Annotated in this window: 24 protein-coding genes; 4 read left to right on the top strand and 20 right to left on the bottom strand. The window is 66.1% G+C overall.

What is annotated here, in order from left to right:
• Positions 1–140 precede the first annotated feature (140 nt).
• The 15 genes from clpC1 to ACNQS7_RS22525 all read right to left on the bottom strand — a co-directional run bounded on the left by clpC1 (position 141) and on the right by ACNQS7_RS22525 (position 15312).
• The gene (gene clpC1 / locus ACNQS7_RS22595) at positions 141–2675 is read right to left on the bottom strand and encodes an ATP-dependent protease ATP-binding subunit ClpC (protein WP_055577627.1); all 2535 of its coding nucleotides are present in this window, start codon (positions 2673–2675) and stop codon (positions 141–143) included.
• 332 nt (positions 2676–3007) lie between these two features.
• The gene (lsr2, locus tag ACNQS7_RS22590; protein WP_055577626.1) at positions 3008–3346 is read right to left on the bottom strand and encodes a histone-like nucleoid-structuring protein Lsr2; all 339 of its coding nucleotides are present in this window, start codon (positions 3344–3346) and stop codon (positions 3008–3010) included.
• A 117-nt stretch (positions 3347–3463) separates the two neighbouring features.
• Positions 3464–4987, bottom strand: a complete 1524-nt coding sequence (lysS, locus tag ACNQS7_RS22585; RefSeq protein ID WP_418014287.1) for a lysine--tRNA ligase — start codon at positions 4985–4987, stop codon at positions 3464–3466.
• 33 nt (positions 4988–5020) lie between these two features.
• Entirely contained in the window at positions 5021–5839 is an 819-nt protein-coding gene (locus tag ACNQS7_RS22580; protein ID WP_418014286.1) for a type III pantothenate kinase, read from the bottom strand.
• A gap of 2 nt (positions 5840–5841) precedes the next feature.
• Positions 5842–6261 (bottom strand): aspartate 1-decarboxylase, encoded by a 420-nt coding sequence (gene panD / locus ACNQS7_RS22575; protein WP_418014285.1) that lies wholly within the window; start codon positions 6259–6261, stop codon positions 5842–5844.
• The gene (gene panC / locus ACNQS7_RS22570) at positions 6261–7187 is read right to left on the bottom strand and encodes a pantoate--beta-alanine ligase (RefSeq protein WP_418016107.1); all 927 of its coding nucleotides are present in this window, start codon (positions 7185–7187) and stop codon (positions 6261–6263) included. The genes panD and panC overlap by 1 nt, the downstream gene beginning before the upstream one ends.
• Positions 7187–8098 carry a Rossmann-like and DUF2520 domain-containing protein gene (locus ACNQS7_RS22565; RefSeq protein WP_418014284.1) on the bottom strand — a complete coding sequence of 304 codons (912 nt, stop codon included), beginning with the start codon at positions 8096–8098 and terminating at the stop codon, positions 7187–7189. Before ACNQS7_RS22565 ends, panC begins: the two co-directional genes overlap by 1 nt.
• Before the next feature lie 103 nt (positions 8099–8201).
• Positions 8202–9482, bottom strand: a complete 1281-nt coding sequence (locus tag ACNQS7_RS22560) for a DUF6779 domain-containing protein (RefSeq protein WP_418014283.1) — start codon at positions 9480–9482, stop codon at positions 8202–8204.
• Positions 9483–9569: 87 nt separating this feature from the next.
• Positions 9570–10049: a DUF3180 domain-containing protein gene (locus ACNQS7_RS22555; RefSeq protein ID WP_418014282.1), complete on the bottom strand. Its 480-nt coding sequence runs from the start codon at positions 10047–10049 to the stop codon at positions 9570–9572.
• The gene (gene folK / locus ACNQS7_RS22550; RefSeq protein WP_418014281.1) at positions 10049–10546 is read right to left on the bottom strand and encodes a 2-amino-4-hydroxy-6-hydroxymethyldihydropteridine diphosphokinase; all 498 of its coding nucleotides are present in this window, start codon (positions 10544–10546) and stop codon (positions 10049–10051) included. The genes ACNQS7_RS22555 and folK overlap by 1 nt, the downstream gene beginning before the upstream one ends.
• A complete protein-coding gene (folB, locus tag ACNQS7_RS22545; RefSeq protein WP_418014280.1) occupies positions 10543–10944 on the bottom strand; it encodes a dihydroneopterin aldolase in 402 nt (133 codons plus the stop codon). The genes folK and folB overlap by 4 nt, the downstream gene beginning before the upstream one ends.
• Complete coding sequence (gene folP, locus ACNQS7_RS22540; RefSeq protein ID WP_418014279.1) at positions 10937–11779, bottom strand: dihydropteroate synthase; 843 nt, start codon at positions 11777–11779, stop codon at positions 10937–10939. Before folP ends, folB begins: the two co-directional genes overlap by 8 nt.
• Positions 11776–12378: a GTP cyclohydrolase I FolE gene (gene folE / locus ACNQS7_RS22535; RefSeq protein ID WP_055576838.1), complete on the bottom strand. Its 603-nt coding sequence runs from the start codon at positions 12376–12378 to the stop codon at positions 11776–11778. The genes folP and folE overlap by 4 nt, the downstream gene beginning before the upstream one ends.
• A 15-nt stretch (positions 12379–12393) precedes the next feature.
• Positions 12394–14619 (bottom strand): ATP-dependent zinc metalloprotease FtsH, encoded by a 2226-nt coding sequence (ftsH, locus tag ACNQS7_RS22530; RefSeq protein ID WP_418014278.1) that lies wholly within the window; start codon positions 14617–14619, stop codon positions 12394–12396.
• A gap of 279 nt (positions 14620–14898) precedes the next feature.
• A complete protein-coding gene (locus tag ACNQS7_RS22525; RefSeq protein ID WP_418016106.1) occupies positions 14899–15312 on the bottom strand; it encodes a VOC family protein in 414 nt (137 codons plus the stop codon).
• 82 nt (positions 15313–15394) lie between these two features.
• Between ACNQS7_RS22525 and ACNQS7_RS22520 the strand changes: the two genes are divergently transcribed.
• Genes ACNQS7_RS22520 through ACNQS7_RS22510 form a run of 3 tightly spaced genes read left to right on the top strand, consistent with a single transcriptional unit; the run spans position 15395 to position 18557 of the window.
• Entirely contained in the window at positions 15395–16360 is a 966-nt protein-coding gene (locus ACNQS7_RS22520) for an alpha/beta fold hydrolase (RefSeq protein WP_418014277.1), read from the top strand.
• Complete coding sequence (locus tag ACNQS7_RS22515; RefSeq protein ID WP_418014276.1) at positions 16354–17544, top strand: LLM class flavin-dependent oxidoreductase; 1191 nt, start codon at positions 16354–16356, stop codon at positions 17542–17544. The genes ACNQS7_RS22520 and ACNQS7_RS22515 overlap by 7 nt, the downstream gene beginning before the upstream one ends.
• On the top strand, positions 17544–18557 hold the full coding sequence (locus tag ACNQS7_RS22510) for a zinc-binding dehydrogenase (protein ID WP_418014275.1): 1014 nt from the start codon (positions 17544–17546) through the stop codon (positions 18555–18557). The genes ACNQS7_RS22515 and ACNQS7_RS22510 overlap by 1 nt, the downstream gene beginning before the upstream one ends.
• A gap of 59 nt (positions 18558–18616) precedes the next feature.
• Here the strand turns inward: ACNQS7_RS22510 and ACNQS7_RS22505 are convergent, their stop codons facing one another.
• From ACNQS7_RS22505 to ACNQS7_RS22490, 4 genes are all read right to left on the bottom strand, one after another.
• Entirely contained in the window at positions 18617–18901 is a 285-nt protein-coding gene (locus tag ACNQS7_RS22505; RefSeq protein ID WP_418014274.1) for a WXG100 family type VII secretion target, read from the bottom strand.
• 17 nt (positions 18902–18918) lie between these two features.
• Positions 18919–19215, bottom strand: a complete 297-nt coding sequence (locus ACNQS7_RS22500) for a WXG100 family type VII secretion target (protein WP_418014273.1) — start codon at positions 19213–19215, stop codon at positions 18919–18921.
• A gap of 120 nt (positions 19216–19335) precedes the next feature.
• Positions 19336–20577 (bottom strand): PPE family protein, encoded by a 1242-nt coding sequence (locus ACNQS7_RS22495; RefSeq protein ID WP_418016105.1) that lies wholly within the window; start codon positions 20575–20577, stop codon positions 19336–19338.
• Positions 20577–20876: a PE family protein gene (locus tag ACNQS7_RS22490; protein ID WP_418014272.1), complete on the bottom strand. Its 300-nt coding sequence runs from the start codon at positions 20874–20876 to the stop codon at positions 20577–20579. The genes ACNQS7_RS22495 and ACNQS7_RS22490 overlap by 1 nt, the downstream gene beginning before the upstream one ends.
• A gap of 755 nt (positions 20877–21631) precedes the next feature.
• Between ACNQS7_RS22490 and ACNQS7_RS22485 the strand changes: the two genes are divergently transcribed.
• Positions 21632–22345: an SIMPL domain-containing protein gene (locus ACNQS7_RS22485; RefSeq protein WP_418014271.1), complete on the top strand. Its 714-nt coding sequence runs from the start codon at positions 21632–21634 to the stop codon at positions 22343–22345.
• Here ACNQS7_RS22485 and hpt read toward each other — a convergent pair whose 3' ends face one another.
• Positions 22346–22921 (bottom strand): hypoxanthine phosphoribosyltransferase, encoded by a 576-nt coding sequence (hpt, locus tag ACNQS7_RS22480; protein WP_310774651.1) that lies wholly within the window; start codon positions 22919–22921, stop codon positions 22346–22348.
• Between the last annotated feature and the right edge of the window lie 34 nt (positions 22922–22955).

Below are 22955 nucleotides of genomic sequence, written 5' to 3'. Positions count from 1 at the left end.
AACTCCTTCTGGGATCTCGCGCCCCACTCGGATAATTCCAGCTGGTGACGGGCGCCGGGTCTGACTCTCGACAGTGGCGCGACCGTTCTGGAATCTCACCAGATTCCGGTGCCCGTCAGCATTGGCAGTCTATGCCCGCCTTAACCCGAGGTGCCAGGACCACCGGCGCCGGCCTTGGCCAGATCCGGCTCGGCCGGCGGCTTGCGCGTTCCGGTGAAGGTGAACACGGCGTCCTCGCCGCTGCCCTCGCCGTCCCAGTTGTCGACATCGACGGTGACGACCTGTCCCGGACCGACCTCCTCGAAGAGGATCTTCTCCGAGAGTTGGTCCTCGATCTCGCGCTGGATGGTGCGCCGCAGCGGGCGGGCACCCAGCACCGGGTCGAAGCCGCGCTTGGCCAGCAGTGCCTTGGCCTTGTCGGTCAGCTCCATCTCCATGTCCTTGGTCTTGAGCTGCTTGCCGACGCGTTCGATCATCAGGTCGACCATCTGGATGATCTCGTCCTTGGTCAACTGGTGGAAGACGATGATGTCGTCGATGCGGTTCAGGAACTCCGGGCGGAAGTGCTTCTTCAGCTCGTCGTTGACCTTCTGCTTCATCCGCTCGTAGTCGTTGGCGCCGCCACCCTGGGTGAACCCGAGGCCGACGGGCTTGGAGATGTCGGATGTCCCCAGGTTGGAGGTGAAGATCAGCACGGTGTTCTTGAAGTCGACCGTACGGCCCTGGCCGTCGGTGAGCCGGCCGTCCTCGAGCACCTGCAACAGGCTGTTGTAGATCTCCTGGTGCGCCTTCTCGATCTCGTCGAACAAGACAACCGAGAACGGCTTGCGCCGCACCTTCTCGGTGAGCTGACCGCCCTCCTCGTAGCCCACGTAGCCCGGAGGGGCACCGAACAACCGCGACGCGGTGAAGCGGTCGTGGAACTCGCCCATGTCGATCTGGATGAGCGCGTCGTCGTCGCCGAACAGGAAGTTGGCGAGCGCCTTGGACAGCTCGGTCTTACCGACACCGGACGGGCCGGCGAAGATGAACGAGCCAGACGGGCGCTTCGGGTCTTTCAGCCCGGCGCGGGTACGACGGATCGCCTTGGAGACCGCCTTGACCGCGTCCACCTGGCCGATGATCCGCTTGTGCAGCTCCTCCTCCATGCGCAGCAGTCGGGTGGTCTCAGCCTCGGTGAGCTTGAAGACCGGGATGCCGGTCCAGTTGCCCAGCACCTCGGCGATCTCGTTGTCGTCCACCTCGGCAACCACATCCATGTCGCCCGAACGCCACTGCTTCTCGCGCTCGGCGCGCTGGGCAACCAGTTGCTTCTCCCGGTCCCGGAGACTGGCGGCCTTCTCGAAGTCCTGGGCGTCGATCGCCGATTCCTTCTCCCGGCGGGCATCGGCGATCTTCTCGTCGAACTCACGCAGGTCTGGCGGCGCGGTCATCCGGCGGATCCGCATCCGGGCGCCGGCCTCGTCGATCAGGTCGATCGCCTTGTCCGGCAGGAACCGGTCGTTGATGTAGCGGTCGGCCAGGGTGGCCGCGGCCACCAGCGCCCCGTCGGTGATGGACACCCGGTGGTGCGCTTCGTAACGGTCCCGTAGACCCTTGAGGATCTCGATCGTGTGTGCCACCGTCGGCTCGCCCACCTGCACCGGCTGGAACCGGCGCTCGAGCGCGGCGTCCTTCTCGATGTACTTGCGGTACTCGTCGAGTGTGGTGGCGCCGATGGTCTGCAGCTCGCCGCGGGCCAGCTTCGGCTTGAGGATGCTGGCGGCGTCGATGGCGCCCTCGGCGGCACCCGCACCGACCAGCGTGTGCAGCTCGTCGATGAACAGGATGATGTCGCCGCGGGTGTTGATCTCCTTGAGCACCTTCTTCAGGCGTTCCTCGAAGTCACCGCGGTAGCGGGAGCCCGCGACCAGCGATCCCAGGTCAAGGGTGTAGAGCTGCTTGTCCTTGAGCGTCTCGGGAACCTCGCCGTGCACGATCGCCTGCGCGAGACCCTCGACCACGGCGGTCTTACCGACGCCGGGTTCGCCGATCAGCACCGGGTTGTTCTTGGTACGCCGGGACAGCACCTGCATGACCCGCTCGATTTCCTTCTCGCGGCCGATGACCGGGTCGAGCTTGCCTTCCATGGCCGCGGCGGTGAGGTTACGGCCGAACTGGTCGAGCACCAGCGAGGTGGACGGGCTGCCGGATTCACCGCCCCGGCCACCGGTGCCGGCCTCTGCGGCTTCCTTGCCCTGGTAGCCGCTCAGCAGCTGGATCACCTGCTGGCGCACCCGGGTCAGTTCAGCGCCGAGCTTGACCAGCACCTGGGCCGCAACGCCCTCACCCTCGCGGATCAGGCCCAGCAGGATGTGCTCGGTGCCGATGTAGTTGTGGCCGAGCTGCAACGCTTCACGCAGGCTCAGCTCGAGAACCTTCTTGGCCCGCGGAGTGAACGGGATGTGCCCGGACGGCGCCTGCTGGCCTTGGCCGATGATCTCCTCGACCTGGCTGCGCACGCCTTCCAGCGAGATCCCCAGTGACTCCAGCGACTTGGCCGCGACACCTTCGCCCTCGTGGATCAGACCCAGGAGAATGTGCTCGGTGCCGATGTAATTGTGGTTGAGCATCCGGGCCTCTTCTTGCGCCAGGACGACGACCCTGCGGGCCCGGTCGGTAAATCTTTCGAACATCGTCGGTTACCTGCTCTCCCTCACCATTAGGTACTCCGCCTCGGAAAGGCGTCTGCCGGCTTTTGCCGACCTTTTGTCGACTCCGGCCCCGACACCGCGTACCTGTCGTCCACTGTAATGGTCGGCCTGCCACGCTTCATACCTCGCAGTGCGCAGCGGTGGCCGGACGTGACTGGTCTTGTCTGGTCGTGACTGGTCGTGACTGGTTCAACCTGGTTTAACGAGGAAAAGCCCCATTGCGTTACCCGCATTGGGCAACGATCAGTTCGCCACTAGCGAAAAGAAAAATCCGGCGCCCAGGCTCTGAAGCCTGGGCGCCGGCAAGAGTGTGCCTAGGTGGCCGCGTGGAACGCGTCGATGACGTCGGCCGGGATACGCCCGCGGGTCGACACGTTGTGCCCGTTGCGGCGCGCCCATTCGCGGATCGCGGCGCTCTGCTCGCGGTCGATGGCGCCGCGGCCACGGCCCGAACCGGAACGCCCGCGCCGCCTACCGCCCACACGACGCCCCGCCGCAACCCATTGCTTCAGGTCATTGCGCAGCTTCGTCGCATTCTTACTGGAAAGGTCGATCTCATAGGTCACCCCGTCAAGCCCGAATTCGACCGTTTCGTCGGCGGAGCCGGCACCGTCGAAATCATCGACCAAGGTGACGGTCACTTTCTTCGCCATTGGCTTACCCTCACGTTTCTTCCTGTGCAGTTACAGATCCAGTTTGGATAGACTCCCCACTGACCTAATCTGCCATAGGAACGGAAAATACTCAATCCAGACACGACTTTGTGCAGTTCAGTTGGAGTGCGGGCGAACAATCGGGAACAAAACTGTCTCCCTAATTGACAGGCCGGTCAAACACATCAACAACCGATCGATACCCATTCCCGTTCCAGTGCAGGGCGGCATCCCGAACTCCAGGGCAGCCAGAAAATCTTCGTCGAGTTGCATGGCCTCGTCATCCCCGGCGGCTGCGGCACGGGCCTGATCAGCAAATCTCTCTCGTTGCACTACCGGGTCGTTTAATTCCGAGTACCCAGTGGCCAGCTCCATTCCCCGCACGTACAGGTCCCACTTCTCGGTCACGCCGCGGATACTGCGGTGGTGGCGGGTCAATGGCGTTGTCTCCACCGGAAAATCCCTGACAAAAGTGGGCGCGGTGAGCGTGTTGCCCACGGTGTGCTCCCAGAGTTCCTCGACGAGTTTGCCGTGACCAAAACCACGGTTGTCGGGAATCTCCACGTCCAGTTGCGCCGCGATGTCGCGTAACCGTTCGACCGGCGTCTCCGGCGTGATCTCTTCACCCAGCGCTTTGGACAGCGAGGAATACATCTGCAGAGTTGCCCATTCTCCGTCGATGTCGTAGACAGTGCCGTCGGGCATCGGGAGTTGTCTGGTCCCGATCGCCTCATCGGCCACCTCTTGAATAAGCTCCCTAGTGACGACTGCCGAATCGTCATAGGTCCCGTAGGTCTGGTACGTCTCCAACATGGAGAATTCCGGGGAATGGGTGGAATCGGTTCCTTCGTTTCGGAAGACTCGATTTAGTTCGAAGACCCTGTCGAAACCACCGACGATGCAGCGCTTCAGGAACAGTTCCGGCGCGATCCGCAGGTAAAGGTCGATGTCGAGCGCATTGGAATGGGTGATGAACGGCCGTGCGGCGGCCCCGCCGGCCAGCGTCTGCAGGATGGGAGTTTCGACCTCGAGGAACCCGCGGCGCTCGAGTGCATTTCTGATGGCGCGTATAACAGCGATCCGCTGGCGCGCCACCGAACGCGCCTGCGGCCGGACGATCAGGTCGACATACCGCTGCCGGACCCGCGCCTCTTCACTCATCTCTTTGTGGGCCACGGGCAGGGGCCGCAGCGACTTGGCCGCCATCTGCCAGGAATCGGCGAGGACGGACAGTTCGCCTCGGCGTGAACTGATCACAGTGCCGTGCACGAAGACGATGTCGCCGAGGTCGACGTCGGCCTTCCACGCGTCCAGAGATTCCTGACCCACCTTGTCGAGGCTGACCATCGCCTGCAGCTGGGTGCCGTCTCCGTCCTGAAGTGTCGCGAAGCACAATTTTCCGGTGTTGCGAGCGAACACCACACGTCCCGCGACACCGACCACGTCATCGGTCGAGGTGTCGGTGGGCAGGTCAGGGTGGGCCGCGCGAACCTCGGCCAGCGTGTGCGTCCGCTCAATCGCCACCGGGTACGGGTCGTGACCCTCTGCCAACAGGCGGGCACGCTTGTCCCGCCGGATCCGGAACTGCTCGGGAAGGTCCCCTGAGGGATCTCTGTCGGGATCGCTATCGGCGGCACTCACGACGTGCCAGCTTAAATGAGATCGCGCCGGCGCTCAGCGCGCGGTCTTGAGCCGGCCGCGCTGGGCATCGCGGTTGCGTTCGAAAACCAGCCGCAGCCCGTGCAGTGTCAGATGCCGGTCGTAGTGCTCCACCGTGTGCAGTTCGGGCAGCAACAGCGGTGCGGTGTGCCCGGTGGCGACCACAGCTACGTCGTCATCGGCCGAGAATCCGGTGACGTCGTCGCGAATGCGTCCCACCAGGCCGTCGACCAAACCGGCGAACCCGAAGACCGCACCGGCCTGCATGCACTCGACGGTGTTCTTACCGACCACGGATCTGGGGCGGGCCAGCTCGACCCGGCGCAGGGCCGCCGAGCGGGCCGCCGCGGCATCCGAGGACACCTGCACACCGGGCGCGATCGCGCCACCGAGAAACTCTCCCTTGGCCGACACCACATCCACGCAGATCGACGACCCGAAGTCGACCACGATGGCGGCCCTGCCGAACTTATGGAAGGCAGCCAGACAGTTGACGATGCGGTCGGCGCCCACCTCTTTCGGGTTGTCCACCAACAGCGGAATACCGGTGCGCACCCCCGGCTCGATCAGCACGTGCGGCACGGACGGCCAGTACTGCTCGAGCATGATCCGCACCTCATGCAGCACCGACGGCACGGTGGACAGCCCCACGGCGCCGGTGAGGCGCTCGGCATCCTCACCGATCAGACCGTCGATGGTCAGCGCCAGCTCGTCCGCGGTGACTTCCGACTCGGTGCGGATGCGCCACTGCTGAACGACTTTGGCGTTGTCTTTGACGCCCGATATCAGGCCGACGACCGTGTGGGTGTTGCGGACGTCGATCGCCAGCAGCACGGTTACCGCACGCCGATCCGCGGGTCGAGCAACTCGTCAACACCATCGGGCACATAGGCGGGGTCACTGCCCAGGTCGATCTGCTTGTTGTCGGCGTCGACGAACACGATCCGCGGCTGGTAGGCGCGCGCCTCGGCGTCTTCCATGGTGCCGTAAGCGATCAGGATCACCAGATCCCCCGGGTGGACGAGATGTGCTGCAGCACCGTTGATTCCGATCACGCCGGTGCCACGTTCACCCGTGATGGCGTAGGTGACCAACCGGGCGCCGTTGTCGATGTCGACGATCGTGACCTGTTCACCCTCGAGCAGGTCGGCGGCGTCCATCAGGTCGGCGTCGATGGTCACCGATCCGACGTAGTGCAGATCGGCCTGAGTGACGGTGGCGCGGTGGATCTTCGACTTCAACATCGTCCGTAACATCAGTTCCTCCAATGCGATTGAGCGTCCGGCCCACTGGTGGTGCCGGCGAGATTGCCGATTTGAATTGCCACATTGTCCAGCAGTCTGGTGGTGCCGAGCCGGGCCGCGATCAACAGCCGGCCGGATCCGTTGGTTGGCACCGGACCCAGCTCGGTGTCCCGCAGTTGCAGATAGTCGACCACCAGTTCCGGCGTGGCCTGCAGCACCGCATGCGCCGCGTCCAGGGCGGCCTGGACGCCATAGGTCGCGGCGTGCGCGCCCGCGCTCAGCGCCGCCGAAAGGGCAACGGCCGCTTCACGTTGCGCCGGATCGAGGTAGCGGTTGCGGGACGACATCGCCAGCCCGTCGCGTTCCCGAACGGTCGGGACGCCCACCACCTGCACGTCGATGTTCAGGTCGGCGACCATCTGCCGGATCAGCACCAGCTGCTGGTAGTCCTTCTCGCCGAAGAACGCCCGGTCCGGCCGCACGATCTGCAGAAGTTTGAGAACGACCGTCAGCACGCCGGCGAAATGGGTTGGGCGCGCGCCACCTTCGAGCTCGGCAGCCAGCGGACCCGGCTGCACGGTGGTACGCAGGCCGCCGGGATACATACCCGAAGCCGACGGCGCGAAAACGATGTCCACCCCCTCGCCCCGCAACAGTTCCACATCCTGGTCGAGGGTGCGCGGGTAGGCGTCGAGGTCCTCGCCGGCGCCGAACTGCAACGGGTTGACGAAGATCGACACCACCACCACCGAACCCGGGACCCGTTTGGCGGCACGCACCAGGGTCAGGTGACCTTCGTGCAGCGCTCCCATGGTGGGCACCAACATGATTCGCCGGCCGGTATGCCGCAGCGCGCGGGTGACGTCGCTGACGTCGGCCGGCGCCGAATACACGTTGAGTTCGCCCGGCTTGAAGGCAGGCGGCTTCTTGTTGCCGATCACCGGGCCAGCACCTCGACGACATCTTCGGGAGCGTGCGCACGCTGCGCGGTACGCAGCGCATTCACCCGGTACGCGTGGGCAAGGTCCGGGTCCGCATCCCCGAGCGCATTCAGGTGTCCGGCGACGGCGGCCGCGTCGCCGCGGGCAACCGGGCCGGTGAGTGCGGCCTGACCGCGCTGCAACGTGTTCTCCAGCGCTGCGCGGGCCAGCGGGCCGACGATGCGTTCGGCGATACCGCCCGGCTGGTCGTCGACGCGCTGTTGTCCCAGCAATTCGTCCCCTGCCAGGGCGGCCCGCAACGCCTCCAGCGCGTCTGCAAGCACGGTCACCAGATGATTGGATGCGTGGGCCAACGCGGCGTGGTAAAGCACTCGGGCCTCCTCGCGCACGCAGAACGGCTCGCCGCCCATCTCCAGTACCAACGACTGGCCGATGGCATATCCGACTTCGTCGGCCGCCGTTACACCGAAACAGGTGTCGGGCAGTCGGGCGATGTCTTCGTCCGAGCCGGTGAAGGTCATCGCCGGGTGAATCGCCACCGGGATGCAACCCTGCCGGGTCAACGGGTCCAGGATTCCGATGCCGTTGGCACCGGAGGTATGCACCACGATGGTGCCCGGCCGGACCGCGGAGGTGGCAGCCAAACCGGCCACCAGGCCGGGCAGCTCGCTGTCGGTGACGGCCAGAACCAGCAACTCGGCAGCCGCGGCGACATCCGGCGGCGAAAGTACCGGCGTATCGGGCAACCGGCGCTGCGCCCGCTGCAGGGAGGCCTGGGAAATGGCGCTGCAGGCCACCACGACATGGTCGGCGCGCTCCAGCGCGACACCCAGCGCCGAGCCGACCCGACCCGCCGAGATGATTCCCACCTTCAGCCTGGCCGGGCGCAGTCCGTCGAACTGCTCCATCGCAGACGACCTCACAGATTTCTTTCGTACGTTCCAGTCCCGCTGCTGGGGTACCGGACGGTCACTACGACTGTAGTCGATCCGTCAGAGCGAGCACAGCGTGTCAGGCGTCACGCCGGCGTCGCCGGCCGCCTCCGCTCGGCTGCACCTGGAACCTCGCCAGGAGGTCGGCAGCCGACTGACCACCGCTTTGCGCGTCCTCCTGGCTCTCGACCGCTTCCTCGGCACTGCGATGCCGGGGAGCCGGCGGTGCGGGAGCAAGACGGGGCGGCGCGGGTGGCTGCGGGGCCTGTTCGGGCTGCCAGTCCCGGGGACGCGCGAGATTGCCGACACCGAAGTCCCGGTACTCCGCGGAATGCCGGGACCGCGAACGTCGGCCGCCGTACTGCGGCGCGGGCTCGTCGGGAGCGGCCCCGAGGGCGCCGGCCTCCGGCTCGTCGGGCTCGGCCCGGTAACGCCTTCTACGGCCTTCCGGCTCGGCGGGTGGCGGGACTGCGGGAGCATCTGCCGGCGTCCAGCGGCTGCCGGGCGCGCCCGAAGGCAGCCACTGACCCTCGGCAGGCGCAGGCTGCCAGGCTGCCGGCTGAGGTTGCGGCCGGGGCGCCGGCGGCTGAAACTGCGGCTGGGGCTGCGGCTGCGGCTGGGATTGCGGCGGCGGGGGCGGCGGGGGACGGTGTCGCGGCTGGAACGGCACGGACGACGGCGGCGGGTACTCCCGGACGTTGGCGGGCTGCCGCGGCGGCAACAACGGTTCCTCGGGAACGTCGATGATCGCGGCTTCCTCCTCGCGCGCGGGCTCCTCGTCCGGCTCTTCGTGGCGGACGGCGGTCACCCGGTCGCTGGCCACCCAGTCGGCGGGTGGGCTCTCGCCGTTGGAGGCGGCGCCGGACGACCGATCGGTCAACGCGCGCGCCGCTTCCCTGTTCAGGGTCTCGAGGGCCGGACGGTGTTCGAGGTCGGTGTCGAACAAGATCTCCAGGTTGGTCCGTAACGCGGACAGTTCCGCTCTTAGTGCCGCGATCTCGTCGGCCGCCTGAGCCCGTATCTCTGCGGCCAGCTCGCGGCGCAACTGCGACTCCACCGTCAACTCGTACTCGCGGCGTGCCGAGATTTCGCGGTCCAGCTGCAGGTCGTACACCAGCTTCATGTCCCGGGCCCGCGCCTGGTCGGCCTCGGCCTGGCGCCGGTACAGCACCGACACGAAAGCGCCGGCCACGGCAGCCCACAGCGCCAGGATCACAGCGAGCTTGAGAAGTTCCACCCGATCGGTGAAAACCAGTGCGGAACTGGCCGCGATTGCCAGGACCAGCAACGTCGTCAAGAGCACCCACCCCGGCCTGCGGCCGCCGCGCCGGACCCGGGCGCCGCGGGACAGAACGGTCATGGCCCCTGACTGTACCCGGGCGAGGTCACTTGGCGTGTCGCGCCAGTCCGGCGATTCTCGGCGCGAGTTGCCAGGCGGCGCGGGTGGCTAGGTCTCCGCCCCCTCGCCGGGCTCACCGGAATCCTGCGGAGGTGACTTGCAGCAATGCTGTAGCCACATCGCCGCGACCACCAGTGCCAGCGCGCTGACTGCCGCCACGACCGCGCCGCCGGTGTCCTCGGCGGCAGCTCGCATCCAGGACCGTCGCGGCAGGAAGTACACCAGCACCCCTACCCACCACCCGAGCATCACCGCGCCCACCCAGGCCGAGGCCTTGGCGACCATCAGGCTGCGCGCCACCGCGAGCGGATGCAGCCAACCGGGTGCGTCGCCGATCTCACCTTCGTTGATCTTGGCGCGCACGGTGCGCGCCCACAGGCCCTCCGCGACGGCCACCACCAGCAACGAAACTCCGCTCCACACGGTGATCGGCGGAAAGTACCGGTACAACACGGTGATCAGCAGATAGCCCACGAACGCAGCACCGAGTACCACCACCGTGAGGTCGCGTTTGCGGGTCGGGCCCATCAGGTGTCCAGCGCCAGTGCGGTCGGGCGCACTCCGGCAGCGTCGCCGTCCAGATCGGCGAGCAGGTCCCGCACGGGCCGGGAGAGTTCGGCGTTCGGATCCACGTCCAGCCACGGCACCAGCACGAATGCCCGCAGATGGGCCCTCGGGTGCGGCAATGTCAGCTCGTGGTCGTCGACGGTGATCTGCCCTTGCGTTTCGTAACAGGCGACCAGGTCGACGTCGAGGGTGCGCGGCCCCCAGCGCAACTCCCGCACCCGCCCGGCGGCCTGCTCGATCTCATGAGCCCGGCGTAACCAGGCATGTGCGTCACGGTCGGGGTCCTCGGCGATCAATACGGCGTTGAGGAACGGTTCCTGGTCCACACCGCCCCAGGGGTCGGTCTCATAGATGGACGACACCGCGCGGACCGTGTCGCCGAGTCCGTCGACGGCCGACTGCAGATTGGCGAGGCGATCACCCAGGTTGGAGCCGATGGACAGCACGACGCGTGTCATACGACCGAGCCCGCCTGAATGACCGATCCCCGACCGCCGCGCCGGGACCGCCTGGTCACCACGGCCACGTCGTCGAAATCCCGCGGAATGGGCGCCTGGGGCTTGTGCACCGTCACCTCGACCGCGTGGACCCGCTCGTCGGCGATCACCTGTTCGGCGATCTCGGCCCCGACCGTTTCGATCAGATTCCGCGGCGTCCCGCCGACGATATCGGCGGCCAACTGCGCCAGCACGCCGTAGTCGTAGGTGTCGGCCAGTTCATCGCTGGCCGCGGCACCGGCCAGATCGATCCATACCGTGATGTCGACGACGAAGTCCTGGCCGTCGCGCCGCTCGTGCTCGAACACGCCGTGACGGCCCCGAATCTTGAGACCTCGCAACTCGATTCGGTCAGCCACCGGTCATCGTCCCTTCCCCGCCCTGCCAGGCCTCGACAACCTTGCGGGCGTCGACCGACGCCCGCACGTCATGCACCCGCACACCCCAGACCCCGTGCAACACCGCCAGTGCGGAGATCACCGCCGTCGCCGTCTCCCGGCCGTCGGCCGGTCGCGGTGTGCCGTCGGGTGCGGCCAGCAACGTGCCTAGGAACCGTTTGCGGGACGCGCCGAGCAACACCGGAAGCCCGGTGGCCACCAACGTCGGCAGACCGTGCAGGAGCGCCCAATTGTGTTGTCCCGTCTTGGCGAATCCCAACCCGGGATCGATCACGAGGTTGTCCGGGTCGACACCCGCCGCCACCGCGTGGTCCACGCTGGCGAGCAGGTCGTCGCGGACGTCGGCCACCACGTCCCCGTAGTCCGGCACCCGATGTGGGTGGTCCGCCGATACTGGCCGCCAGTGCATCAGCACCCATGGCACACCGGCCTCGGCCAGAAGTGGGGCCATGGCCGGATCGGCCCTGCCGCCGGAAACGTCGTTGACGATCTGTGCACCGTTCGCCAGCGCCGCCTGCGCCACCCGCGCGTGCATGGTGTCGATGCTGACAGTAATCCCCTGCGCCGCAAGTCTTTTCACAACAGGGACGATGCGGGCGGTCTCCACCTCGGGATCTACCCGGGTCGCGCCGGGCCGGGTCGACTCTCCCCCGACGTCGATGATGTCCGCGCCTTCGGCTGCCAGTGCCAGACCGTGTTCGACGGCGCCGTCGGGATCGAGGTAGCGTCCGCCGTCGGAGAACGAGTCGTCCGTGACGTTCAGCACCCCCATCACCTGCACGGGTGCCGGACTCACTTACGCAGAATGAGATCGAGCGCTTCAGCCCGGGAGGCCGCGTCGGACTTGAACTGACCGCGCACCGCAGACGTGGTCGTGGTGGCGCCCGGCTTGCGGACCCCGCGCATCGCCATGCACAGGTGTTCGGCCTCGATCACCACGATGACCCCGCGCGGATCCAGCTTCTGCACCAGGGCGTCGGCGATCTGGCTGGTGAGCCGCTCCTGCACCTGCGGACGCTTGGCGTAGAGGTCGACCAGCCGGGCGATCTTCGACAGGCCGGTCACCCTGCCGTCCACACCGGGGATGTAACCGACGTGGGCCACCCCGTGGAAGGCCACCAGATGGTGCTCGCAGGTGGAGTACATCGGTATCCCTTTGACGAGCACCAACTCGTCGTGATTCTCGTCGAACATCGCGTTGAGCACCGAGGTGGGCTCGGTGTAGAGCCCGGCGAAGATCTCCCGGTAGGCACGCACCACCCGAGCCGGAGTGTCACGCAGGCCGTGGCGGTCGGGATCCTCGCCGAGCGCGATCAGCAGTTCGCGAACCGCCGCCTCGGCGCGGGCCTGGTCGAACGGCCTGGCACCGGTTTCTCTGGATTCCAGCTGCGTCATGAAACGCTCCGTTATTCAGCCGTGAGCAGGCGGGTTGGACCGAGTCACATCCTTGTCCAGCTGACCGGAGGGCTCCTCGGCGTCGGACTCATCCGGGTTGGGATAACCGGGTGCAGACTGTGGCCGGCTGGATGACGGCGGCGGCCAACCGGGTGCATGCCACCCGGCCGGAGCACCGTAGTCGGGCTGGGTGGTGGCGTGCGAGCCGTTGGCTCCGTTACCGCCGCCGTTGCCCTTTTCCGCCTGGGCCTCTTCGGCCGCCTTGCTGGCGCGGGCGATTGCCAGCTTGAACGCCGGCTCCGGCACCGGTTGCGGCCACGGTTCGCCGCGCTCGATCGCCAGCTCGCCGGGCGTCTTGATCGGCGGCTTGTCCGAGGGGATGCGGCCACCGAAGTCGTCGAACATGGTGAGCCGCGGGCGCTTCTCGACGTCGCCGAAGATCGCTTCCAGCTCGGGCCGGTGCAACGTCTCCTTTTCCAGCAGCTCACCGGCCAGGGTGTCCAGCACGTCGCGGTACTCGGTGAGGATCTCCCAGGCTTCGGTGTGTGCTGCCTCGATGAGCTTGCGCACCTCTTCGTCGATCTCGCGGGCGACCTCGTGCGAGTAGTCCGACTGGGTGCCCATCGAGCGGCCCAGGAACGGGTCACCGTGCTCGGTGCCGTATTTGACCGCGCCCAGGCGGGCACTCATGCCGTACTCGGTGACCATCGCCCGGGCGATCTTGGTGGCCTGCTCGATGTCGGACACCGCGCCCGTGGTCGGCTCGCGGAACACCAGTTCCTCCGCCGCGCGCCCGCCCATCGCGAAGACGAGCTGTGCGATCATCTCCGAGCGGGTCCGCAGGCCCTTGTCCTCCTCGGGCACGGCGACCGCGTGGCCACCGGTGCGGCCCCGGGCCAGGATCGTCACCTTGTAAACCGGGTCGATGTCCGGCATCGCCCAGGCCGCCAGGGTGTGCCCGCCCTCGTGGTAAGCGGTGATCTTCTTCTCTTGCTCGCTGATGATGCGGCCCTTGCGGCGGGGGCCGCCGATGACCCGGTCGACCGCCTCTTCCAGCGCCGGGCCGGTGATGACCGTGCCGTTCTCCCGCGCGGTCAGCAGTGCCGCCTCGTTGATGACGTTGGCCAGGTCGGCACCTGTCATGCCGACGGTGCGCTTGGCCAGCCCGTCCAGGTCGGCGTCCGGACCGATCGGCTTGCCCTTGGAGTGCACCCGCAGGACGGCGCGGCGACCCGCCAGGTCCGGGTTCGTCACCGGGATCTGGCGGTCGAAGCGGCCGGGGCGCAACAGCGCGGGGTCCAGGATGTCGGGCCGGTTGGTGGCCGCGATCAGGATGACGCCGGCGCGGTCACCGAAGCCGTCCATCTCGACCAGCAGCTGGTTCAGGGTCTGTTCGCGCTCGTCGTGACCGCCGCCCAGACCGGCGCCTCGCTGACGGCCCACCGCGTCGATCTCGTCGACGAAGATGATGCACGGGCTGTTTTGTTTTGCCTGCTCGAAAAGGTCCCGGACGCGCGATGCGCCCACGCCGACGAACATCTCGACGAAGTCGGAGCCGGAGATGGTGAAGAACGGCACGCCCGCTTCGCCGGCCACGGCGCGGGCCAGCAACGTCTTGCCGGTACCGGGCGGGCCGTAGAGCAGCACGCCTTTGGGGATCTTGGCGCCCAGGGCCTGGTACCGCGACGGGTTCTGCAGGAAATCCTTGATCTCGTAGAGCTCCTCGACCGCCTCGTCGACGCCGGCGACGTCGGCGAACGTGGTCTTGGGCATGTCCTTGGACAACTGTTTGGCGCGCGACTTACCGAAGCCGAAGCCCATCCGGGCGCCACCCTGCATCCGGGAGAACATCACGAAGAGGCCGACCAGCAGCAGCAACGGCAGCACGTAGACAAGCAGTTCGCCGATCAGGCTGCCTTCGTTGACCACTGTGCTGACCTTGGCGTTTTTCGCGGTCAGCGCCTTGAAGAGGTCGACACCGTAGCCCGTCGGGTACTTGGTGATGACCTTGTCGGAGTTCTCGGTGTCGTTGTTGCCCTTCTTCAGGGTCAACCGCAGCTGCTGTTCGCGGTCGTCGATCTGCGCGCTCTTGACGTTGTCGCTGTTGATCTGGGTCATCGCCACCGAGGTGTCGACGGGTTTGTAACCGCGGGTGTCATCGCTGAAGTAAAAGAACGACCAGCCGAGCAGCACCAGCACAGCAACTGCCGTAACGGTGCGGATCACGTTTCTACGGTTCATCAATCATCGGCCGAGGGGGCCAGGTCCTTCCGATAAACGCAGCTGGAAATGTCCAGGTTACCGCCAGTGGCGATTGGTAGCTCCGGCAGAGCCGGAGCGCAGCAGATCGCCACCATTGTTGCCGTGGCGATTGGTAGCTCCGGCAGAGCGGGTCGCCGATGTCTCTTGGTCAACGATTGCGAGTTCCCGACCCCTCGCCGAGCGTGCGGCCAGCTTCACGTTCGCAGCCGAGCGTGCGGCCAGCTTCACGTTGGCGGAGGGGTTACTTGTCGCGGAGCGTCAGTCGTAGTAACGCGCCTCGACCACGTTGCCGTCCGGGTCGGGGAAGTAATAACCCTGCGGCGCCCAGCCGCGCGCCCCGAAGCTGTGGTTGAGCCGCGCGCCGGTGTCCACGCCCTCGGCCTGCAGGCGACGATCCAGCGCGTCGTACTCGTCCTTGGTCATGGCCAGGCATACGTGATTGACCGGATGACCCGCACTGCCCTCCACTTTCGTCATGGCCTCGGTTCCCGCGGCGCCTTCGGACGGCAGTAGGTCGATGATGGCGTCCTCGCATACCCGCACGCTGGGAAATGGGGCCTCGCCGGCAAGGAATTCCTCGAAGCGCACCGGCGCGAGCCCGACCACCCTGGTGTAGAAGTCCATGGCCGTGGCGGGATCCTTTGTCCACAGCACCACATGGTCCAGCCGCATGACGCCATGATGCGCGGCCGCGCCGCCGATAACCACCGACGGCCCCCTTCTCACGCCGGTGCTGTTGTGATTTGGTGAAACGATGGGCTCATCAACCGAACGGTTAGTTGACACCAACGGCGTGCGGTTGCGAGTGGTCGAGGCAGGCGATCGCGGCGCACCTGTCGTGGTGCTGTGCCACGGCTTTCCCGAGCTGGCCTACTCATGGCGGCACCAGATCCCGGTACTCGCCGATGCCGGTTACCACGTGCTCGCGCCCGATCAGCGAGGCTATGGCGGTTCGTCGTGCCCGGATGCGATCGAGGCCTACGACATCCACCAGCTGACGGCTGACATCGCCGGCCTGCTCGACGATGTCGGCGCCGAACGCGCGGCGTGGATCGGTCACGACTGGGGCGCCATGGTGGTGTGGAACGCCGGCCTCCTGCACCCCGACCGGGTCGCCGCGGTGGCGGCGTTGAGTGTGCCCCCCGTCCCCCGCGCGAAGCGGCCCGTGACCGTGGCCCTGCGGCGCACCTTCGGCGACAACTTCTTCTACATCCTGTACTTCCAGGAACCCGGGGTCGCCGACGCCGAACTCAACGGCGACCCCGCCCGGGTGATGCGCAGGATGATGGGCAGTTTGCAGTTGACGGGCGACCAGGGTGCGGCACTGCGCATGGTCGCACCCGGACCGGAAGGTTTCATCGACCGGCTCCCGGAACCCGAAGGACTGCCTGACTGGATCAGCCAGGACGAAATCGACCACTACGTCGCTGAATTCACTCGCACCGGCTTCACGGGCGGTCTCAACTGGTACCGCAACATGGACCGCAACTGGGAGACGACACCGGAACTCGACGGCGCGAAGATCACGGCGCCGTGCCTGTTCATCGGTGGCACCGCAGATCCGGTACTGGCATTCACTCGCAGCGACCGCGCCGCGGAGGTGGTCAGCGGTCCCTACCGCGAGCTCATGATCGACGGCGCCGGGCACTGGTTGCAACAGGAACGACCCGGCGAAGTGAACTCCGCCTTGCTGGAATTCCTCAAAGGAGTGGAATGGTAAGCGCACCAATGCGATTCGGCGTCTTCATCACGCCGTTTCACCCCACCGGGCAATCTCCGACGGTGGCGCTGGAATACGACATGGAGCGGGTCGTCGCACTGGATCGCCTGGGCTACGACGAGGCGTGGTTCGGCGAACACCATTCCGGCGGCTACGAATTGATCTCCTGCCCGGAGGTTTTCATCGCTGCCGCCGCGGAACGCACCAAGCACATCCGGCTGGGCACCGGCGTGGTGTCCCTGCCGTATCACCACCCGCTGATGGTGGCCGATCGCTGGGTACTGCTGGATCATCTGACCCGGGGCCGCGTCATGTTCGGCACCGGTCCGGGCGCGCTGCCGTCCGACGCCTACATGATGGGCATCGACCCGGTCGACCAGCGCCGCATGATGCAGGAATCCCTGGAGGCGATTCTGGCATTGTTCCGCGCCGCACCCGAGGAACGCATCGACCGCCACACCGAATGGTTCACGCTGCGCGACGCCCAGTTGCACATCCGTCCCTACACCTGGCCGTATCCCGAAATATCAACGGCCGCAATGATATCGCCGTCCGGCCCGCGACTGGCCGGCGCGCTGGGCACCTCGCTGCTGTCGCTGTCCATGTCGGTACCCGGCGGATTTGCGGCGCTGGAGAACACCTGGGACGTGGTCTGTGAGCAGGCCGCGAAGGCCGGCCGCGCCGAGCCGGACCGCACCGACTGGCGGGTCCTGAGCATCATGCACATCGCCGACACGCGCGATCAGGCGATCGAAGACTGCACCTACGGGTTGCTGGATTTCGCCAAATACTTCGGAGCCGCCGGCTTCGTGCCACTGTCCAACACCGTGGAAGGCGCCCAGTCTCCGCGCGAGTTCGTCGAAGATTATGCGGCCAAAGGTAATTGCTGCATCGGAACCCCCGAGGACGCGATCGCACATATCGAGGGTCTGCTGGAGCGCTCCGGCGGCTTCGGCACGCTGCTGTTGCTCGGTCACGACTGGGCATCGCCACAGGCAACCTTCCACTCCTATGATCTGTTCGCCCGCAAGGTCATTCCCCACTTCAAGGGCCAGCTCGAGGCACCCCGCGCCTCGCATGAATGGGCTAAGGACAAACGAGAGGAGTTGATCGGGCGCGCCGGCCAGGCCGTCGTGCAGGCGATCACCCAGCATGTCGCCGAACACGACGGGGCCGCCAACTGATGCGTGCGTCGGTTTTGCGCGACGGGCGAATGGTCTACCGCGACGACGTGCCGGACCCTGTTCCCGGGCCCGGGCAGGTGCTCGTCGGGGTGCGGTGTTGCGGAATCTGCGGCTCGGACCTGCATTTCGCGACCCACGGCGCCGACGTTGTGTCGCTGAGCAATCAGCTCGCCCGCGGGCGGGGTGGCATGGACCTAGATCTCGGTCAAGACGTCTTCATGGGCCATGAGTTCAGCGCCGAGGTACTCGAAGCCGGACCCGATACGGAGACTCATCCACCCGGGACCCTGGTGACGTCGATCCCGGTGGTGTTGTCCGAGAAGGGTATCGAGCCCATTGTCTTCAGCAACACCACGCTCGGCGGCTATGCCGAGCGGATGTTGCTGTCGGCACCGCTGTTGCTCCCCATTCCCAACGGCCTGGACCCCAGGCACGCCGCACTGGCCGAGCCGATGGCGGTTGGGCTGCATGCGGTGAACAAGTCCGGCATCGCGACCGACGAGACCGCCCTGGTGATCGGCTGTGGGCCGATCGGCATCGCGATCATCGCAGCGCTGCGAGTACGCGGCGTCGAAACCATTGTGGCAGCCGACTTCTCGTCGAAGCGCCGCGAGCTGGCGGTGAAAATGGGTGCTCACCGGGCGGTGGACCCGGCGCAGGGATCGCCGTTCGACACCGTCAGAGCGCGCGTGGTCTTCGAGGCGGTCGGGGTACCCGGCATCATCGACGACATCATGCAGCGGGCGCGTAGCGGTACCCGACTGGTGGTGGCGGGCGTATGCATGCAGCCCGACACAGTGCACCCGTTCTTCGGCATCGCAAAAGAGATCAACCTGCAGTTCGTCAACGCCTACACGCCGGAAGAGTTCGCCGACTCGTTGCGCGCGATCGCCGAGGGCCACATCGATGTCGCGCCGATGATCACCGGTGAGGTGGACCTGACTGGGGTAGGGGCAGCCTTCGACGATCTCGCAGATCCGGAGCGGCACTGCAAGATTCTGGTCACGCCGTAGGAATCGCCGCCAACGACAACGGCGGCGGCAGGGTCATCTGCCGCCGCCGCGAGTCAGGCTCAGGCCCAGCTGGACCCAACAGCGCTGTCGGTCTGCGCCATGTTCCCACTAGCGGTCTGTACCTTTTGGCCGTGTGCGTTGGCCTGCTCGTAGATCACCTGGAAGTTGCGGCCCAACTGGGCGATGAACTCCTGGCAAGCCACCGAACCGGCGCCGCCCCAGAAGTCACCGGCAGCCAGCACATCGCGAACGATGGCCTGGTGCTCGGCCTCGAGGTTGGCGGCCTGGGCGCGGATGAGCGCGCCGTGGGCGTCGACGTCGCCGAACTGGTAATTGATCGTCATTGCTCGAAGTCCTTTTCTTAGCTGCTGAGTATCTGCTGGGATGCCTGCTCTTGGTGCTCGTAGTTGTTCGCGTCACGGATCAACCCGTCGCGCACACCGTGCAGCATGTTCACGATGTTGCGGAACGCCGTGTTCATCTGGCCCATCGTGTCCAGCGAGGTCGCCGAGGCCAGACCGCTCCAGCCCGCACCCGAGATGTTCTGCGAGGACGCCCACATGCGACGGGCCTCGTCCTCGACGGTCTGGGCGTGGGTCTCGAAACGGCCCGCCATGTCCCGCATTGCGTGCGGATCGGTCATAAAGCGCGCGGTCATTTGCATTTCTCCTTAGGCAATAGTGATCGAACTGATGCTTGATCATTGGCCGATCGAGGCAGTCCATCTCCCCGGCCGCTGAAATCTGCAGGTCGGCAATACGCGCCGCACCCACCTTGGTTATCCCCCGGATGGCGGCGCTGCGATCACGGTCGGCTTGAACCCGTACCGAGGAGCGGCGAAGTTCGCCACGGTGCGAGCCGCTCCCCCGCCGGGCACCATCGGCACCCCACCGAACGCGCTGGTTGCCCCTTCCGCGGCGGCCCCGGAACTGAGGCCGGTTAGAGCCACATTGAGGGGCGCAGCTGCCGGGGTCGTGGCTGCCCATGACGCCGGCACCGATAGAGCTCCGGCCTTGGCCGCGCTACCCACAGCCCCGGCGATCCCACCCAGACCCGCGTGCGGAATGGCGGCCGCGGCCGCGGGCAGCGCGCTCGCCGCCGCCTCGGCGCCGGCTTTCGCGGCCGGAGCCATACCTTTGAATGCCGATTCAGCCAGCCCGACGTAGTCCTTGAACTGCGTCACCATGAGCCGAGCCGGGGACACCCACCTGTTGAACACGTCGAAGGCGAGGCTGGCATCCACGGTTGCCGATCCAGTAGCGCCTTCCACTATGTCGCCCATGAGTCCGTTGATAGTCAGTCCGTCGCCGGTGGCATTCCAGGTGTGCCCAGTCAGACCCAACGCTTTCAATGGATCGGTGAGCCAGGGCGCTTCGTTTGTGATGCCCGCCATCTGCATCAGCGCCTGGGGCACCGCGTTGAGGCCCTGCGCGTTTGCGGCCGAGGTGAGGGCGTTGGCAGTCGCGTTGAACTGTGCGCTCACCCCGGACAGGCTGTCGGCGATTTGAGTCGGACTGAAAGGCGTCAAGGCAGTGGCCTGCGCGGTCGCGCCCGAGTAGCCGTACATCGCGGCAGCGTCTTGCGCCCACATCTCGCCATACAGCGCCTCGGTCGCGGCGATTGCAGCGGTGTTCTGCCCAAGGAAGTTCGTCGCCAGCAGTACTCCCAGCAGCGCTCGGTTGGCCGCGATTTCCGCGGGTGGCACTGTCGCGGCGAAGGCCGCTTCATAGGCACTCGCCGCCGCGACGGCCCGGGCGCCCGCATCCTGCGCCAGGCCCGCAGTGTTGGTCAGCCAGGAGATCTGCGGCCAGGATGCACTGGCCATGGCAGCGGCCGAGGACCCCTGCCAGGGCCCGTCCATGAGGCTGGTGAGCACCGCGGTGTACGCAGAGGCCACTGTCTGCAACTCGCCGGCTAGCGATTCCCAGCCGGCGGCAGCGGCCAGCATGGGTCCCGACCCAGGGCCTGCGTACATCAACGCGGAATTGATCTCCGGCGGCAGTTGCGCGAAATCCATGATTAACCGACCAGAGCCTGATTGGCGGCCTCAGTCACCGCGTATGAACCGGCGCTGATCCCAAGCGTTGTCGCCAACTGCTCCTGAACCGCCGCAGCCTGGGCGCTGATCTCCTGAAAAAGCCTGGCGTGCGTGGCGAACTGCGAAGCGGCAAGCATCGAAACCAGGTCCGACGCGGCCGGCACGACCCCGGTCGTGGGAACAGCCGCGGCCGCGTTCCCAGCCCGCAGCATCGCGTTGATCGACAGCAACTCCCCCGCAGCACCGGCCAATTCGTCAGTTTGGGCCAGCATGATCGACATGACATTTCCTCCTGGTGTCCCCGCAAATCAATGACTTTCAGCGGTGGCACGACCCCGTCGTCGCAGCACCTCCGAAGTGATCCGACGTCACGTTAAGACAGATATGCGGGCCCACCACAGAGTTCGCACAGCCTGTTCATTGTGGAGTTAGCAGCTATTCATTTGCTGAGTTATATCCGCAGGAGGCCCGATGTGTTTCTATGAATTAAATATTTTTCATATATGATTTGAACTTGATATGATTTGCGCAGATTCTGTTGGCAGAATCAGAAATCTGTACTAATGAGGCGGCGTACGACGCCCTTCGTAGGCAACGCAGCCGGAATTACTCCCGACACCGGCCCTGCAACAACGACGGCGCGCGGCCGACTGCAGCATCGGCCAGTTTCGAGTCGCCTCCAGAGCAGTGCATTTGACCCCGTCGCGTGTTGCGCGACTCGGGGGACCTCGCGTGGCCAAGGCACGGACCACCGTCGCGTCAGCTGCATGGCAACCAGCCGTATGAAATCAGCCTGCGGCCCTGTCAATCACAAAAACGGGTACTACCGCCAGGGTGCGTTGTTGGTGAAGCAGACGTGCGATTCGCTTCAGCTAAGACAAGTGATGGTCGTCACCATTTCGTTTGCTGACGTCGCGAACTCAGGCATCGGTCGCGCCTCGCGGCAGCTAATATGAATGCCAGGTGAACGAACGGTGTCTCGACGCGAGACACGCACGCAAACCGCCTCGGTCGGCCTTGGGACTAGAGTGCAACCATGCGTTTTGTCCGTAGGTCGATGGCCGCGGGCCTCGCTCTCCTCGCGCTGTCGGCCTGCGACTCGCACAACGCGCCGCCGGCTCCCGGGGCCAATCCGCGCCAGGTGACCGTCGTCGGGTCCGGCCAGGTGCAGGGCGTCCCGGACACCCTGACCGCGAATGTCGCCATCGAATTCACCGCGGCCGACGTCACGACGGCGATGAACCAGACCAATGAGCGGCAGCAAGCCGTGATCAACGCGCTGATAGGCGCCGGCCTGGATCGCAAGGACATCCGCACCACCAACGTCAGTCTGCAGCCGCAGTACGCCAAGCCCGAGCCGGCCGGGACAGCCACCATCGCCGGCTACCGCGCCGACAACGCGATCGAGATCAAGATCCACCCGACGGACGCGGCGTCGAAGCTGCTGGCCCTGGTCGTCAGCACGGGCGGTGACGCGACCCGCATCAGCTCAGTCAATTACTCGATCGCCGACGACTCGCAGCTGGTCAAGGACGCGCGGGCGCGCGCATTCGACGACGCGAAGAACCGCGCCCAGCAGTACGCCCAACTCTCCGGCCTGAGCCTGGGCAAGGTGCTGTCCATTTCGGAATCTTCTGGTTCGGCGTACGCGCCCGGGCCAAAACCGGCACCGCGCGAGTCGATGGTGCCGCTCGAACCCGGCCAGCAGACGGTCAGTTTCTCGGTGACCGCGGTGTGGGAGCTCAGCTAGTCATTGGTAGACCCGCGGGTCCAGGGTTCCGATGTAGGACAGGTCGCGGTAGCGCTCGTCGTAGTCCAGGCCGTACCCGACCACGAAATCGTTGGGAATGTCGAAGCCCACGTAGGTGATGTCGACGTTGGCGCCCACCGCTTCGGGCTTACGCAGCAGCGTGCACACCCGCAGTGAACGCGGATGACGGCTGGTCAGGTTGCGCAACAACCAGGACAGCGTCAGCCCGGAGTCGACCACGTCTTCCACGATCAGCACGTCGCGGTCGTGAATATCGCGGTCGAGGTCCTTGAGAATGCGCACCACTCCCGACGATGACGTCGAAGAGCCGTAGGAACTCACCGCCATGAACTCGAACTGGGTGGGCAGTGGAATCGCGCGCGCCAGATCCGTCACAAAGAGCACGGCGCCCTTGAGAACGGTGATCAACAGCAGGTCCTGGCCGGTGGTGGCGGCCAGATCCCGGTAGTCCTCGCCGATCTGTTGACCGAGCTCGGTGATGCGGCCCTGAATCTGCTCCTGGGTGAGCAGCACCGACTTGATGTCCCCCGGGTACAGCTCCGCCGTCACGTGCACAGCGTGCCACGCTTACCTGAGAAGAACCAACGTA

The organism is Mycobacterium sp. 23, from assembly GCF_048287075.1.
Taxonomy (GTDB): domain Bacteria; phylum Actinomycetota; class Actinomycetes; order Mycobacteriales; family Mycobacteriaceae; genus Mycobacterium; species Mycobacterium gordonae_B.
Note: the sequence above shows the minus strand (reverse complement) of the source record. Positions and strands in the feature narration are given on the sequence as shown.